Annotated in this window: 12 protein-coding genes; 6 read left to right on the forward strand and 6 right to left on the reverse strand. The window is 68.7% G+C overall.

Going from position 1 to position 15258, the window contains the following annotated elements; genetic code table 11:
- Positions 1–62 precede the first annotated feature (62 nt).
- The 4 genes from CBQ26_RS17345 to CBQ26_RS17360 all read right to left on the reverse strand — a co-directional run bounded on the left by CBQ26_RS17345 (position 63) and on the right by CBQ26_RS17360 (position 1845).
- Positions 63–383, reverse strand: a complete 321-nt coding sequence (locus CBQ26_RS17345; protein WP_088249886.1) for a roadblock/LC7 domain-containing protein — start codon at positions 381–383, stop codon at positions 63–65.
- Entirely contained in the window at positions 380–721 is a 342-nt protein-coding gene (locus CBQ26_RS17350) for a roadblock/LC7 domain-containing protein (protein WP_078302764.1), read from the reverse strand. The genes CBQ26_RS17345 and CBQ26_RS17350 overlap by 4 nt, the downstream gene beginning before the upstream one ends.
- Entirely contained in the window at positions 718–1068 is a 351-nt protein-coding gene (locus CBQ26_RS17355; protein WP_088249887.1) for a roadblock/LC7 domain-containing protein, read from the reverse strand. Before CBQ26_RS17355 ends, CBQ26_RS17350 begins: the two co-directional genes overlap by 4 nt.
- 72 nt (positions 1069–1140) lie before the next feature.
- Complete coding sequence (locus CBQ26_RS17360; RefSeq protein ID WP_088249888.1) at positions 1141–1845, reverse strand: tyrosine-protein phosphatase; 705 nt, start codon at positions 1843–1845, stop codon at positions 1141–1143.
- Between the two features lie 225 nt (positions 1846–2070).
- Here CBQ26_RS17360 and gyrA point away from each other — a divergent pair, with 225 nt between their 5' ends.
- The 4 genes from gyrA to CBQ26_RS17380 all read left to right on the forward strand — a co-directional run bounded on the left by gyrA (position 2071) and on the right by CBQ26_RS17380 (position 8232).
- Complete coding sequence (gene gyrA, locus CBQ26_RS17365) at positions 2071–4506, forward strand: DNA gyrase subunit A (protein WP_088249889.1); 2436 nt, start codon at positions 2071–2073, stop codon at positions 4504–4506.
- A 542-nt stretch (positions 4507–5048) separates the two neighbouring features.
- Positions 5049–5657 (forward strand): helix-turn-helix domain-containing protein, encoded by a 609-nt coding sequence (locus tag CBQ26_RS17370; protein ID WP_172418147.1) that lies wholly within the window; start codon positions 5049–5051, stop codon positions 5655–5657.
- 174 nt (positions 5658–5831) lie between these two features.
- Positions 5832–7190, forward strand: a complete 1359-nt coding sequence (locus CBQ26_RS17375) for an FAD-dependent oxidoreductase (RefSeq protein ID WP_088249890.1) — start codon at positions 5832–5834, stop codon at positions 7188–7190.
- A 49-nt stretch (positions 7191–7239) separates the two neighbouring features.
- Positions 7240–8232: an NAD(P)/FAD-dependent oxidoreductase gene (locus CBQ26_RS17380; protein WP_088249891.1), complete on the forward strand. Its 993-nt coding sequence runs from the start codon at positions 7240–7242 to the stop codon at positions 8230–8232.
- Positions 8233–8253: 21 nt separating this feature from the next.
- On the opposite strand, the gene CBQ26_RS17385 is transcribed toward CBQ26_RS17380, so the two are convergent.
- Together CBQ26_RS17385 and CBQ26_RS17390 are read right to left on the reverse strand one after the other, a co-directional pair.
- Positions 8254–9066 carry an AAC(3) family N-acetyltransferase gene (locus CBQ26_RS17385; protein WP_088249892.1) on the reverse strand — a complete coding sequence of 271 codons (813 nt, stop codon included), beginning with the start codon at positions 9064–9066 and terminating at the stop codon, positions 8254–8256.
- Between the two features lie 223 nt (positions 9067–9289).
- Complete coding sequence (locus CBQ26_RS17390) at positions 9290–11446, reverse strand: glutamine synthetase III family protein (RefSeq protein ID WP_088249893.1); 2157 nt, start codon at positions 11444–11446, stop codon at positions 9290–9292.
- Positions 11447–11872: 426 nt separating this feature from the next.
- On the opposite strand from CBQ26_RS17390, the gene glnA reads away from it, so the two are divergent.
- Positions 11873–13282: a type I glutamate--ammonia ligase gene (glnA, locus tag CBQ26_RS17395; RefSeq protein WP_088249894.1), complete on the forward strand. Its 1410-nt coding sequence runs from the start codon at positions 11873–11875 to the stop codon at positions 13280–13282.
- Between the two features lie 651 nt (positions 13283–13933).
- Positions 13934–15091, forward strand: coding sequence for a branched-chain amino acid ABC transporter substrate-binding protein (locus CBQ26_RS17400; RefSeq protein WP_088249895.1), 1158 nt, complete (start codon positions 13934–13936; stop codon positions 15089–15091).
- Positions 15092–15258: the final 167 nt, after the last annotated feature.

Raw genomic sequence — 15258 nt, forward strand, 5'->3', positions numbered from 1 at the left:
GAATGCAACGCGCCCCGGCGTTCCCGCTGGGCGGGGGCCGGGGCGCGCGGGGGCAGGCCCGGTCAGGCGGTGCCGAGCAGGCGGCGGACCGCGAAGCGTACGCGGCCGAGGCTGGCGACCTCGTCGAAGGCGGTCAGGAGGATCTGGTCGCCGTGCGGGGTGAACAGCACGGGGCCGCCGTCGAGGTCCAGCAGCAGTTCCTGCCAGTGGCCGGTGTTCAGGTTGGCCTGCAGGCTGCCGATCACGGCGCGGCTGGCGGCGACCAGCGTGAGTTCCGCGTTCAGCTGCTCCTCGCTCAGGCCGGCGCGGGCCACGACGCGGCCGTCGCTGGCGACCAGGGCGGTGTGGCGCACGCCGCGCACGTCCATCAGGGCCTCGATCATGGGGTCTCCGGGCGGGGCAGGTGCCCGAGTTCCAGGGCCAGCCGGGCCAGGGTCTGCTGCGCGGTGCGGGTGTCGGTGCCGCGCGCCATGGCGGCGCCCAGCACGAAGTCCCCGCTGGACACGGCGACGACCTCGATGCGTTCGCTGGTGAAGGCGATGCGGGTGACCTCGCCGGCGCCCAGGCGGCGGCCGGTGCGGTCCAGGCTGGCGCGCAGGGCGCTCAGTTCGGCGGCCATGGCGTCTCCCCCGTCGCCGTGCGTTTCGATGGGCAGGCCGTCCGGGCCGACCAGGGCGGCGGCGATCACGCCGGGCAGGGTGCGCAGGGGGTCGATGATCACAGGATGGCCTCCAGTTTGCGGGCGGTGTCGCGGCCGTACAGGCGGGCCTGTCCGAGGTTGCTGCGGGCGTCGACGGCCAGCAGCAGGAAGTACTCGGCCCTGATGGGGTGCAGGTACACGCTCAGGCGTTCGCCGCGCAGGTACATCTCGCGGGTCTGGCCGCCGTTCAGGGTGCTGGAGTAGGCGGTGCTGGCCGCGCGGTACAGGCCGGCGTGCTCGGCGATCAGCAGGCTGAGGTCGGTGGCGGCGGTCGAGTGTCCCTCGATGAGCAGGCCGTCCAGGCCCCCGATGGCGGCGGCCCAGGCGCCATCCACGTCCCTGACGAGTTGCGTGAGTTGATCAAGCATGTGAACGCATCATAAAGGGTACGCGCGGTCAGTGGGGGGCGGTCTCTGGCGGGCCGTCGGGGGTGGGGGCGGTCAGGCCGGCGGGAAGGGCGTGTGGAGCCGGCGGGCCAGCGCGTCCTGTTCGGCTTCGGTCAGTCCGTGCGCGCGCAGGTAGGCGCGGGGGCTGCCCCACGCGCGGTCCAGGTGATCCAGGGTGCGCAGGATGTCGCCGGGGTGGGTGGGCGCCAGGGGCGCGAGGGTCGCCCACCGCTCGGGTGTGTGGCGGGCCTGCATGGCGGTGTAGAAGGCCGTGAGGTGTGGGCCGCTGGCCGCGTAGTCGGCGGCAGTCCGGTCGCGGCTCTGCCCGGCCAGTTCACTGCACAGAGCGGCGATCAGGCCTGTGCGGTCCTTCCCGGCGTGGCAGTGGATGAGCACTGGGCCGGGCGGCGCGTCGAGGATGGCGCCCAGGACGGTCACGATCTGGTTGGCCGCGTGGTCGAGCATGGCGTTCATGTGGTCGGCGTTGCTGCGGGCGGCGGCGGTGGCGTCGTTGAAGGCCCGGTTTCGCCAGGGCAGCAGGGGCAGGTTCAGGTAGGCGGGGTGGCCCAGGAAGGGCGGCGGGTCCACCGTGCGTTCCGTACGGTCCCGCAGGTCGATGAGTCGGCTGAAGTTCAGGGCCAGGAGTTGCTGCTGGCCGGCTGGGGTGAGGCGGCCGGGGTTGCCGCTGCGGGTCAGGCCGGGGAGGCAGGAACGGTGGTTGAGCGCGCCGTCCGGGGCGGGTGGGGTGCGGGGTGTCATGGAGGGCTGATTTTGCCGGTGCTGGGCGGGTTCCGGTGGTGGTGCGGGTCGCGGTGTCGGGGGGTGTTTTCGGGTACAATGGGCAGCATAGAAGGACCCGGTTCTATTACGCCCTGAGCATAATCGTGCTAGAATCGTTCCATCCCTGGCCCCGCGCCGGGACCTCCCCAACTCACCTCTGCGGCGCGGCCCCGGCCACGCCCGGACCTGCACCACTGGAGCAACATGACCGGAATTCTTCCCGTTGACATCACCAGCGAAGTCAAGACCAACTTCATCAACTACGCCATGAACGTGATCGTGGACCGCGCGCTGCCCGACGTGCGCGACGGCCTCAAGCCCGTGCAGCGCCGGATCATGTACGCCATGATGCTCGAGGGCCTGTACGCCAACCAGAAGCACGCCAAGTCGGCGTCCGTGGTCGGCGAGGTCATGAAGAAGTACCACCCGCACGGCGACTCGTCCATCTACGACGCCATGGTCCGCCTGGGCCAGTGGTGGAACATGCGCTACCCGATGGTCCACCCGCAGGGGAACTTCGGCTCCATCGACGGCGACCCACCCGCCGCGATGCGTTACACCGAGGCCCGCATGACCAAGGTCGCCGAGGAAGTCCTGGCCGACCTGGAAAAAGAGACCGTCGACCTGAAACCCAACTACGACGAGACGACCGTCGAACCCAGCGTGCTGCCCTCGGCCGTGCCGAACCTGCTGATCAACGGCGCGTCCGGCATCGCGGTGGGCATGGCGACGAACATCCCGCCGCACAACCTGACCGAGATCTGCAACGGCCTGCTGGCCCTGATCGACGACCCGCACATCGGCCTGGACGCCATGATGCAGCACGTCACCGGCCCGGACTTCCCGACCGGCGGGCGCATCAGCAAGCAGGGCATCCGTGACGCGTACGCCACCGGCCACGCCGGCCTGAAGGTGCGCGGCAAGGCCCGCATCGAGGAGAAGAACGGCCGCAACCAGATCATCATCAGCGAGATCCCGTATCAGGTGAACAAGACCAACCTGATCCAGACGATCAGCGCCATGTACAAGGCCGGGAAGATCCCGGACATCAGCGCCCTGCGCGACGAGTCCGACCGCAAGGACCCGGTGCGGATCGTGGTGGAACTCAAGCGCGGCGCGATTCCCACCCTGGTCCTGAACCAGCTGTACAAGTACACGCAGCTGCAGGGCACCTTCACGGTCATCAACCTGAGCATCGTGAACGGCGAGCCGCGCGTGCTGCCGCTGATCGACACCATGCGTTACTTCCTGGATCACCGCCGGGACGTGGTCACGCGCCGCACGCAGTACGACCTGAAGAAGGCCGAGGAACGCGCCCACATCCTCGAGGGACTGATCCGCGCGCTCGACCACATCGACGAGGTCATCAGCCTGATCCGTTCGAGCAACACGGGCGCCGAGGCGCGCGACTCGCTGATGGCCCGCTTCGGCCTGAGCGAGGTGCAGTCGCAGGCGATCCTGGACATGCGCCTGCAACGACTGGTGGGCCTGGAACGCGAGAAACTGATGGCCGAGTTCGACGAACTCCAGAAGACGATCGCGTTCCTGCGCTCCATCCTGGGCGACGAGGGCCTGCTCTGGAAGGAGATCAAGAAGGAGATCCGCGCCGTGCGCGACAGCTACGGCGACGAGCGCCGCAGCACCATCACGCTGCTGGAAGAGGACATCAGCAAGGAGGACCTGATCGCCGTCGAGGACATGGTCATCACCATGACCCGCGCCGGGTACCTGAAACGCACCAAGCTCGACGCGTACCGCGCGCAGGGCCGCGGCGGTCGCGGCTCGTCCGGCGGCAAGCTGCGCGACGAGGACGTGAACACCCGCGTGTTCGTGGGCAGCACGCACGACTTCCTGCTGTTCTTCACCGACAAGGGCCGCGTGTTCCACGAAAAGATCTACGACCTGCCGGAGGCGGGCCGTGACGCCAAGGGCACCCACATCCGCAACCTGCTGCCGGGCCTGCGTGACGACGAGAACATCGCCTCCGTCCTGAGCGTCAGGGGCTTCGAGGAGGAGGGCTGCTTCATCTTCGCCACCCGCAACGGCGTGGTGAAGAAGACCCTGATCACCGATTACGGGAACATCACCTCGGCGGGCCTGATCGCCATCAACCTGCAGCAGGGTGACGAACTGATCAGCGTGGGCATCGTGCAGGACAGCGACCACGTGATCCTGGCGACCCGCAACGGCAAGGCCATGCGCTTCCAGAGCGGCGAGGTGCGCGACACGGGCCGCGCCACGCAGGGCGTGATCGGCATCCGCCTGCGTGAAGGCGAGCAGGACGCCGTGGTCAGCATGGCGCTGGTGCCCGGCGGCGACGAGAACAGCGAGCTGCTGGCCGTCAGCGAGTGCGGGCTGGGCAAACGCACCCCGGTGAGCGAGTACCCCGCCAAGGGGCGCGGCGGGATGGGCGTGATCACGCTGGACGTCACCGAGAAGACCGGCAAGCTGGTCACGCTGGCCCGCGTGGCCGGTGACGAGGAACTGATGGTCCTGACCGAGAAGGGCACCGTGATCCGCACCCGCGTCGAGGAGGTCCGCGTGACCGGCCGCAACGCGCAGGGCGTGAAGGTCATCAATGTGTCGGACAAGGACAGCGTGATCAGCGCCTTCCCGATCCGCCGCGAGGACGAACTCTGACCGGCTGACCCCTGACCTCCGGGCAGGGTGGGCGGCGGGGTGCAGGCCTCGCCGCCCACAGCTGTTTCGTGCGGTCCTGCCGGGCCGGGAAGCCTGATACGGATTCCGTTTGTTTCACCGACAATCCGGAACTTCACCGGATTGTCGGCTCCACGTCCGGAACCCGTTTTTCTCCCACTCGCTTCGCTTGGATTGAACGGGCTTTGCAGCCCATTCAATCGGAGTCCGTATGATTCGAACCGGTTGTTCAGTCGGCCCGTACCGGGGGTGAAGGGGCGGTTGCCGGTAGGGCAGTGGCGGACGCACCCGGCGGGGGCGGTGAGTACCGGGTGAGGCGGCCCGGCCCGGTGCCGTGACCGAAAAGGCTGTCCTGCCGCTGGTCGGGGCGGTTCGAGCTGACCTGGCGATCTGTAATCTCAATGCTGATTAAAGAAACAAAAGTGTTTACAAAAAAGTGATGTTGGGTTACACTGTGAGCACGTCGGGAATAAGCCCCCGGCACCCGTTTCCCCCCTCTCACACCGCCCAAGGAGGCGCACACAATGACCCTGACCACCAACACCCGGACCTTCGTGGACACCGTGACCTACCGCCCCGGCGCCGTCATCCTCTACCCCGGCAAGAGCGACATGCTCTACCGCGTCTCGACCGGTCTGGTCCGCGTGCACACCATGGACGACGACGGCAACGGCCTGACCCTGCGCTACGTCAAACCCGGCGAGTACTTCGGTGAGGAAGCCCTGGCCGGCGTGAACCGCGCCTACTTCGCCGAGGCCGTCACGGACTCCAGCATCGACGTGATCAACCCCGCCCTGATGAGCGCCGAGGACAACCTCGTGGTCACCACCCACCTCGTGCGCACCCTGGAACGCGCCTACGAGAGCATCTACCGCCTGGTCGGCAAGCGGCTGCGCGCCCGCATCGCCGGGGAACTGCTGGAACTCAAGGACACCGCCCTGGCCACCCAGCTCGACAGCGGCGAGACCATGATCTACGCCACGCACGACGAACTGGCCGCCGCCGTCGGCTCGGTCCGCGAGACCGTCACCAAGGTCGTGGGCGAACTGTCCCGCGAGGGTGTGATCAGCGCCGGCTACGGCAAGATCACCCTGAGGAACGAGGCGGCCCTCCAGACCATCGCCGCCGCCTGATCCACCCACCCCTCCAGCAGCGCTGCCCGGTCCTCACGCCGGGCAGCGCGTTCATCTGTGGCGGGCGTGGGGACCGGCCGGGGCGGGTGTTTCCGTCCATGTGACACCCTGCGGGCTGGACAGCGGGCCGCGTTGCCATTCCCCCCCAAGCAGTTGACCTTTAGACTCAACCGCATGAGCCTGACCGTCACCCCCGACCGACCCCTGCGTGTCGCCGTGATCGGCAGCGGCCCCAGCGGCATCTACGCCGCCGAGGCCCTGCTGAAAAGCGACCTGAACGTCGATATCGACGTCCTCGACCGCCTGCCCACCCCCTACGGACTGGTGCGCTACGGCGTGGCGCCCGACCACCTGACCATCAAGAGCGTCACGCGCGGCTTCGAGAAGACCCTCGGCGACCCGCGCGTGCGTTTCCTGGGCAACGTGGAATTCGGCACCGACCTGACCCACGAGGACGTCCTGAGCCACTACGACGCCGTGCTGTACACCGTCGGCGCCAGCAGCGACCGTCGCCTGGGCATTCCCGGCGAGGACCTGACCGGCTCCATGAGCGCCACCGAGTTCGTCGCGTGGTACAACGGCCACCCGGACGCCGCCGCCCGCGAGATGGTCCTCAGCGCCGGTGGCGTGGCCGTGGTCGGCGTGGGGAACGTGGCGCTCGACGTGAGCCGCATCCTCGCCAAGACCACGCAGGAACTGCGCAGCAGCGACATCGCCCCCCACGCCCTGGACGCCCTGGAACACAGCGCCGTGAAGGACGTGTGGATCCTGGGTCGGCGCGGTCCGGCGCAGGCGGCCTTCACGACCAAGGAACTGCGTGAATTCGGTGAACTGCACGAATCCGAACCCGTCGTGGACCCCGCCGAGATCGCCCTGACCGAGGCCGAGGAAGCGGCTGTGACCGACAACGTGAAGAAGAAGAACATCGAGGTCCTGCGCGACTTCGCCGCCCGCGAACGCGAGGGCAAACCCCGCCGCGTGCACCTGCGCTTCCTGGTCTCCCCCACCGAGATCATCGACGACGGCACCGGGCACGTGGGCGGCCTGAAGGTGGAACGCAACCGCCTGGACGACAGCGGCAACGCGGTCGGCACCGGCGAGTACGAGGTGCTGCCGGTGCAGATGGTGCTGCGCTCGGTCGGGTACCGGGGCGTGGCGCTGCCCGGCGTGCCCTTCGACGAGCGGCGCGGCGTGATTCCCAACGAGGAAGGCCGCGTGGAGGGCCGCGTGGGCGAGTACACCGCCGGGTGGATCAAGCGCGGCCCGAGCGGCGTGGTCGGCACGAACCGCAAGGATGCCACCGACACCGTCGCGCACCTGCTGGCCGACGTGCAGGGCGGGAAGCTGCCCGGCGCGCCCCAGCCCACCCGCGCGGCCGTGGACGCCCTGCTGGCCGGACGGGGCGTGCAGGTGTACTCGTTCGCGGACTGGCAGGCGCTCGACGCGCACGAACTGGCGACCGGGCAGGCTGAGGGTCGCCCCCGCCGCAAGGTCGTGCACCGCGAACTGATGCTCGGGCACCGCCAGGGCTGACCGCCCACGCCGGAGGGGGGGCAGGGGAGCGTTCTGGCATACTCGCCGCATGAGCGCCCCCCTGACCCCCGAGCATGCCGACGTGCTGGTCGTCGGCGCCGGCCCCGCCGGACTGCACGCCGCGTTCTACGCCGCCTGGCGCGGCCTGAACGTGACCGTGCTGGAGGCCCGCCACGAACCCGGCGGGCAACTGACCGCCCTGTACCCGGACCGCCGGGTGTACGACGTGCCGGGCCTGCCCGCCACGCCCGCCGCCGACGTGATCGCCGCGCTCGTCCGGCAACTGGACGGACTGCCCGCGCAGCTGCACCTGAACACCCTGGCCCGCACGCTGCAACCCGACGGTGACGGCTGGCAGGTCGGGGCGATCGGCCCGCACGGCCCGCAACACTACCGGGTGGGCGCCGTGATCCTGACGGCCGGCCTGGGCGCCCTGCTGCCCCGCGAGGCCCGCGTGCCCGGCACCCACCCGGACGTGCGGACGGACGTGCCGGACCCGGCGGACCTCGTGGGCCGCCGCGTGCTGATCGTGGGCGGCGTGCCGCAGGCCACCCGCGCCGCGCTGGAACTCGCGCAGGCGGGGGCGCAGGTGACCCTCACGCACCGCCGCGCCGGCTTCCGGGGCAGTCCCGCCGAACTGGACGCCCTGAAGGCCGCGCAGGCGGGCGGGCAGCTGACGGTCCTGGCACCGGCCGTGCTGCTGAACGTCACGCCGACCGGCGCGGCCCTCACCGTGGACGGCCAGCCGCGCGACGTGCCGGCCGACACGGTCCTGATCCTGAACGGCTACCTGCCGGACCTGACGCCCGTGCAGGGCTGGCCGCTGGACTGGCAGGGCGAGTACGTCCCGGACGGCACGGGCGGCCGCACCACCCTGAGCGGCGTGTTCGTGGCGGGCGATCTGGCGGCGTCCGGGCAGGACTTCAAGCTGATCTCGGTGGGGCTGGCACAGGCGGCGGTGGCGGCCAATCACGCCGCGCACCACGTCCGGCCGGACCTGCGCGTGCGGCCCGGTCACTCCAGCGAGAAACGCCTCAGCTGATCAGGCCCGCGAAGATGCCCTTCAGCTGATCAGGCCGGTGTGCGCGCGTGGGGTCAGGCCCTGGGCGCGCACCAGCGACCGCACTTCCTGGCAGCGGCAGCCCCGGTACGTGCACAGCAGGCCTTCCGGGTCGCGGTTCAGCAGGCGCACCGTGGCGTCCACGAGGTCCCGCACGCGGTACAGGCGCAGCGTGGCCGACCCCACCTGCGCGCTGCGCAGTCCCAGGTGAACCTCGGGCGCCAGATGATCGAAGTCCGCCGAGCAGTTCGGGAAGGCCGTGGGCAGCACCTGACCGTCCAGCGGCACGTAACGCGTCAGCAGCGGCATCCCCGCGAGGTGCTCGCCGTAGTGCACGCTGGTGTTGCTGCCGAAATCCACGCCCATCAGCAGCGCGTACCCGTCCAGGTCGTACAGCGCCCCGATCGGCTGGTAGGGACTGCTCAGGGACTGCGCCTGCGTGATGCGCCCGGCCTCGGCGCCCAGCGCGATGAAACTCAGGGTCGGGTGGAAGGAGCGCAGCGCGGCGGCGCGTTCCACGATCTCCTGCGACACCCGCCCGATATCGCGGCTGACCCGGCTGTCCCGGCCGAAACGGGCGTGCGTGGTCGAGGTCGGCCGCGACAGCAGCGTCGAGTACGTGAACGCCGGGGCCACCAGCGTCGCCGTGCGCGCTGCCAGGGCGTCCACGACCGTCCGGGCGCCGCCGTCCAGCGTTCCGAAGGATTTCAGGCTGGCGTGCACGATCACGTGCTGCGACCCGTCCAGCCCCAGCGCCCGCAACCCCTCGTCCAGTTCGGCGGGGGTGACGGCGGGGCGGCGAAGCAGATTCAACACACCCGCAGTTTACTCCGCGTGGCGGGGGCAGGGCAGCCACCGGGTTGTGGACAGGGTGGTGGACCGTGGGCAGCAGGGGGTGGCCGGCAGGCACAAGAGCGTGACCCGCCTGCGGGGAAGCAGGGCGGGTCACCAGGGTGCGTTCCTTCTTTACGGGGGACTCTCCGGGTCGCCTCCGTCCGGACCCGGCGGGCCTTGCAGGCCGTTCAGGTCCGAGTCCGCTTTACTTGACGAAGAGCATCTGGCGGTAGGTGGGCAGCGGCCAGAGCTTGCTGCTGACGACCTTCTCGAGTTTGTCGGCGGCGGCGCGCACGTCGTTCATGGCGGGCAGGACGTGGTCGCGCATGTGGTGGGCTTTCTCGTGGACCTCGTCACCGCCGAGCGCCTCGTTCTGGACGCGCAGGGCCTGGAGGGCGTCGAACAGTTCGTCGGCGGCGGCGCTGACCTCGGTGGTCACGCCCTGGGCGGCGCGGCTGCCGCCAGCCTTGCCGAGGTCCGCGAGGTAGTTCAGGGCGGCGGGCAGGATCTGCGTCTGGGCCATGTACTCGGTGGTTTCACCCTCGATGTTCACGGTCTTGAAGTAGATGTCGTACATGATTTCCTGACGCGCGGCGAGTTCGCGTTCGTTCAGGATGCCCAGCTTGCCGAACAGTCCCACGTTCTTCTCGCTGTTCAGGTGCTCGATGGCGTCGAGGGTGGTGCGCAGGTTCAGCAGGCCGCGTTCCTTCTCGGCTTCCTGGTGCCAGGCGTCGCTGTAGCCGTCGCCGTTGAAGACGATTCGCTGGTACTTCTGGTAGGTGCTCTTGACGACCTCGGTGACGGCGTCGTCGAGGCTCAGGCCGGCGTCCAGCCTGGCTTTCAGGTCGGCGGTGAGTTCCGAGACGCTGTCGGCGACGATGGCGTTCAGGACCGTGATGGGGAAGCTGATGCTCTGCGAGGAGCCGACCGCGCGGAACTCGAACTTGTTGCCGGTGAAGGCGAACGGGCTGGTGCGGTTGCGGTCGCCGGCGTGGACGGGAATCTCGGGCAGGACGGAGCTGCCCAGGCCCATCAGGCCGGCGGACTTGCCGCTGCCGCCCTGGCCGCTGACGATGCGGTCGAAGATGTCGGTCAGTTCGCTGCCCAGGAAGATGGAGATGATGGCGGGCGGGGCCTCGTTCGCGCCGAGGCGGTGGTCGTTGCTGGCGCTGGCGACGCAGGCGCGCAGCAGGTCCTGGTGGGTGTCGACGGCTTTCAGGACGGCGGTGCAGAAGAACAGGAACTGCATGTTCTCGTGGGGGGTATCGCCGGGTTCCAGCAGGTTCTCGCCGGCGTTGGTGGCCATGCTCCAGTTGCAGTGCTTGCCGCTGCCGTTCACGCCCGCGAAGGGTTTCTCGTGCATCAGGCAGACCAGGCCGTACTTGCGGGCGGTGGTGCGCAGGACCTGCATGATCAGCTGCTGGTGGTCGGCGGCGATGTTGGAGTGCTCGAAGATCGGGGCGATCTCGAACTGGCCGGGCGCGACCTCGTTGTGGCGGGTCTTGACCGGGATGCCCAGGGCGTACAGCTGCATCTCGGCGTCGGTCATGAAGCTCAGGACGCGGTCGGGAATGGCGCCGAAGTAGTGGTCCTCGAGTTCCTGGCCGCGCGGGGGTTTGGCGCCGAACAGGGTGCGGCCGGTCATGACCAGGTCGGGGCGGCGGTAGTAGTACTCCTCGGCGATCAGGAAGTACTCCTGCTCGGCGCCCAGGCTGCTGCCGACGCGGGTGCCGGCGCTGGCGCCGAACAGTTCCAGGGCGGGCGTGACGGCGCTGTTCAGGGCCTCGATGGAGCGCAGCAGCGGGGTCTTGAGGTCCAGGGCCTCGCCGGTCCAGGAGGCGAACACGCTGGGGATGCACAGGGTCGCGCCGTTGGCGTGCCGGACGATGAACGCCGGGGAGGACGGGTCCCAGGCGGTGTAGCCGCGCGCCTCGAAGGTGGCGCGCAGACCGCCGGACGGGAAGGAGCTGGCGTCGGGCTCGGCCTGGATGAGTTCCTTGCCGGAGAAGGACATGATGGCCACGCCGTCACCGGCGGGGTTCAGGAAGGAGTCGTGTTTCTCGGCGGTGGAGCCGGTCAGCGGCTGGAACCAGTGGGTGTAGTGCGTGGCGCCCTTTTCCATGGCCCAGGTCTTCATGGCGAGCGCGACGGTGTCGGCGATGCCGGCGTCGAGCTGCGCGCCGCGTTCCACGGTGCCCTGCAGGCTCTTGTAGGCGCTCTTGCTGAGGCGGGCCTTGAGCTGGTCGAGGGTCAGCACGTCGCTGGCGAACAGGTCGTTCACGACCTCCAGCGGCGAGGCGGAGGGGGTGGTGTCCACGCGCCAGTTGCGTGCGGCCGAGTTGACGTCGAAGTCCTGGTTCATGTCGCTCCCTGGTGCGGGCCTGGGCCGCTGGTGCGGGCGTGGGGGCATCCCGTGATCTCACGCCGCGCCGGCCCGTATGACCCGCTCACTGCCCGCGAGTATAGGAGGGTCTTTTCATGCGGTCAACGTATTCTTCTGAACAAGATGCCGGCCCGTCCCGTCTTTCCGGGCGTTTGGCCGGGCGTTCCTGCAGATTGTCAGCGCGGAGTGTCACGGACGTGCAGGCAGCGCGGAACAATCTGCGGGCAGCAGGCAGGGGCGGCCGACGCTCGGGGTGACGGACGGCTGGGAAGGTCGTACCATTTCGGGACGACCGGGTGGTGTGCCGGCAGGCGGCGCGTCGGCCGCTCCGCAGGCACGGCCCGCGCTCCAACCTGTGTTCGCCACTGCACTCCCGCATTCACCCCCACCGGAGGTCCGTTTCAGATGCCCACCCGTTCCAGCCGCCCCGCCACACCGGTTCCTTCCGAGAGCACGGACCGTTCCACCCGGCCCGACGGCCCCACGCGCGAGAGCATCCTGGCGCGCCTGCAGGAGGCGGAAGTCAAGTTCCTGCGCCTGCAGTTCACCGATATCCTGGGCGCCACCAAGAACGTCGAGGTGCCCAAATCGCAGTTCCAGAAGGCCCTGAACGGCGACGTGACCTTCGACGGCAGCGCCGTGGAGGGCTTCACGCGCGTCGAGGAATCCGACATGCTGCTGCGCCCGGACCTGAACACCTTCCTGATCTACCCGCAGTTCTCCCGCGAGGAGGGCGAGCGCGGCCGGGTCGCGCGGCTGATCTGCGACGTGGCCCTGCCGGACGGCACGCCGTTCGAGGGGGACCCCCGGCAGGTGCTCAAGCGGCAGATCGCGCGGGCGCAGGCGCTGGGCTTCGAGATGTTCGTCGGCACCGAACCGGAGTTCTTCCTGTTCGAGCGCACCCCGGCCGGGGTGGGCAGCACCGTCACGCACGACCGCGCCGGGTACTTCGATCTGGCGCCCATCGACAAGGGCGAACGCATCCGCCGCGAGATCACGAACAAGCTCGTCGAGATGGGCTTCGAGATCGAGGCCGCGCACCACGAGGTCGCGCCCGGCCAGCACGAGATCGACTTCCGGTACGCCCCGGCGCTGGAGACGGCCGACCGCATCGCCACGTTCAAGTTCGTGGTCAAACGCGTGGCGCTGGAGTACGGACTGCTGGCATCGTTCCTGCCCAAACCGATTCCCGGCGTGAACGGCAGCGGCATGCACTGCCACCTGAGCCTGTTCCAGGGTGGCGTGAACGCCTTCGCGGACCCGGCTGGCGAGTACGGTCTGTCGCGCACGGCCGAACAGTTCATCGCGGGGCTGCTGGATCACGCGGGCGGCATGACGGCCATCACGAACCCGCTGGTGAACAGCTACAAGCGGCTGGTGCCGGGGTTCGAGGCGCCGGTGAACGTGGCCTGGAGTACCAGTAACCGCTCGGCCCTGATCCGCATTCCGGCCAAGCGCGGGAACTCCACGCGCGCCGAGCTGCGCATGCCCGACCCGAGCTGCAACCCCTACCTGGCGCTGGCCGTGATGCTGGCGGCCGGTCTGGACGGCATGGAGCAGCGCATGGAGCCCGCGCCGGCCATCCAGCGCAACATCTTCAAGATGACGGTCCGTGAGAAACGCCACCACCGCGTCAAGGAGCTGCCCACCGACCTGCGCGAGGCCGTCGAGGAACTGGAGAAGGACGACGTGATGCGCCGCGCACTGGGCGAGCACGTCATGGATCACTTCGTGGCGGCCAAACGCGCCGAGTGGCGCGAGTACAGCGCCGCCGTGCACCAGTGGGAACTGGACCGTTACCTCGACCTGATCTGAAGACGCCTGGAAGGGCCTGTGCCGGGCCGCCTGATGCCGTGGCAGATCCAGTGATACGGACTCCGATTGAATGGGCTGCAAAGCCCATTCAATCCGAGCGGATGCGAGAAGGAGAGAAACGGGTTCCGGACGTGGAGCTGGCAATCCGGTGAAGTTCCGGATTGTTGGCGAAACAAACGGAATCCGTATGACAGGGCCGCAGGCACCCGTATCACACGGCGGGAAGGACAACCTGGGTTCGCGATGGCGGCCCGCGTTCTCCTTCCCGCCGTCCTCTGTGGCCCAGACGGACGGGAGGAAGGGGCGGTGGCGGGCCGGGCCGCCCGCAGCCCAGCCGTACCGGTGACTGCGCCGTGAGTCGTCTTCATCAAGCGGGGGATGGTCGTGCGGGCTGGACAGGTTCATCTTGCGTTCCACTGCGTGGAAACAACCATTCCAGATTCAGTAGCGCCCGTCCGCGCAACCGGATTGCCATTTCTTTGGGCCGCACAGCAATCATGCTGTGGTATCAGGGTGGTCTTGCCAGAATCATTTCAATGGTCCTCATGAGTAACGCATTGACATGACCTAAAGCGCTCCATAGAATCTCGGCATCACTACACCGCACCAGGGCTGCTCAAGGCCCGACGTGTACCCATATCTGGAGGACCCATGAAGAAAACCGCCCTGAGCCTCACCGTCCTGGCAGCCCTCGCCCTCGGCACCGCGTCCGCCCAGACCACCATCAAGATCGCCAGCCTCAGCCCGCTGTCCGGCGGCCAGAGCGACCTGGGCACCCAGATCCGCAACGGCACCCAGCTGGCCGTCAACGAGTACAAGGCCCAGTTCAAGAAGCTCGGCTTCGACCTCGTGCTCGTCCCCTACGACGACCAGGCCGACCCCGCCACCGGCACCGCCGCCGCCCGCAAGATCGCCGCCGACCGTCAGATCCTCGCCGTGGTCGGCACCCTGAACTCCGGCGTGGCGATTCCCGCCAGCCAGGCGCTGGTGTCCAGCAAGGTCGCCATGGTCTCCCCCGCCAACACCGCCAACGGCGTGACCGACCGCGGCCTGAGCAACATGAACCGCATCGTCGCCCGTGACGACTCGCAGGGCCCCGCCGGCGCGAACTTCATCAGCGGCAACCTGAAGGCCAAGAAGGTCTACATCCTGAACGACAAGACCGCCTACGGCGAGGGTCTGGCCAAGGAAGTCGAGAAGGCCCTGAAAGCCAAGGCCGTGACCGTCAGCGCGAACGAAGGCACCGAGGAGAAGAGCGACTTCTCCAGCATCATCGCCAAGATCAAGCTGCAGAAACCCGACGCCATCTACTTCGGCGGCATCTACAACCAGGTGGGCGTGTTCATCAAGCAGCTGCGTGAAAGCGGCGTCGCGACCCCCGTGGTCGGCGGCGACGGCCTCGACAGCGGCGAGCTGCCCGTGATCGTCGGCGCGGCCAACGCCAACAACATCTACTTCACGACCGTCGCCGCGCCCATCGACGCGCTGCCCGCCGCGAAGGTGTTCGCCACCAACTACAAGAAGACCTTCAACGACGACGCCCAGGGCTTCGGTGCCTTCGGGTACGACGCCGCCAAGGTCGTGCTGCAGGGCGTGCTGAACGCCACCCGCGCCAACGGCAACAAGGTCCCCAGCCGCGCGCAGGTCGAGAGCGCCATCCGCAAGGGCAACTTCACGGGCCTGCTGTCCGGTACCGTCGCCTTCAACTCGGTCGGTGACCGCAAGGCCGGCACGCTGTACGTGATGAACGTCACGGACGGCAAGTTCAAGCTCAGCACCAGCATTCCCGTCAAACCCGTCAAGCAGTAAGGCTGTTTTCCGGGGCGCGTCTATACACGCGCCCTCCTGTACGACAGTTCCCCGTACCATCCTGGGGCCGGGCCTATGTGCTCGGCCCCGCCTGCATTCCAGCTGTTGACCCGGCGTGCAGGCAGGTGCGCAGGCAGGCACACACCGCCAGACCGGGGAGCTGTCCG

Origin of the sequence: Deinococcus indicus (assembly GCF_002198095.1) — a bacterium.
GTDB lineage: Bacteria > Deinococcota > Deinococci > Deinococcales > Deinococcaceae > Deinococcus > Deinococcus caeni.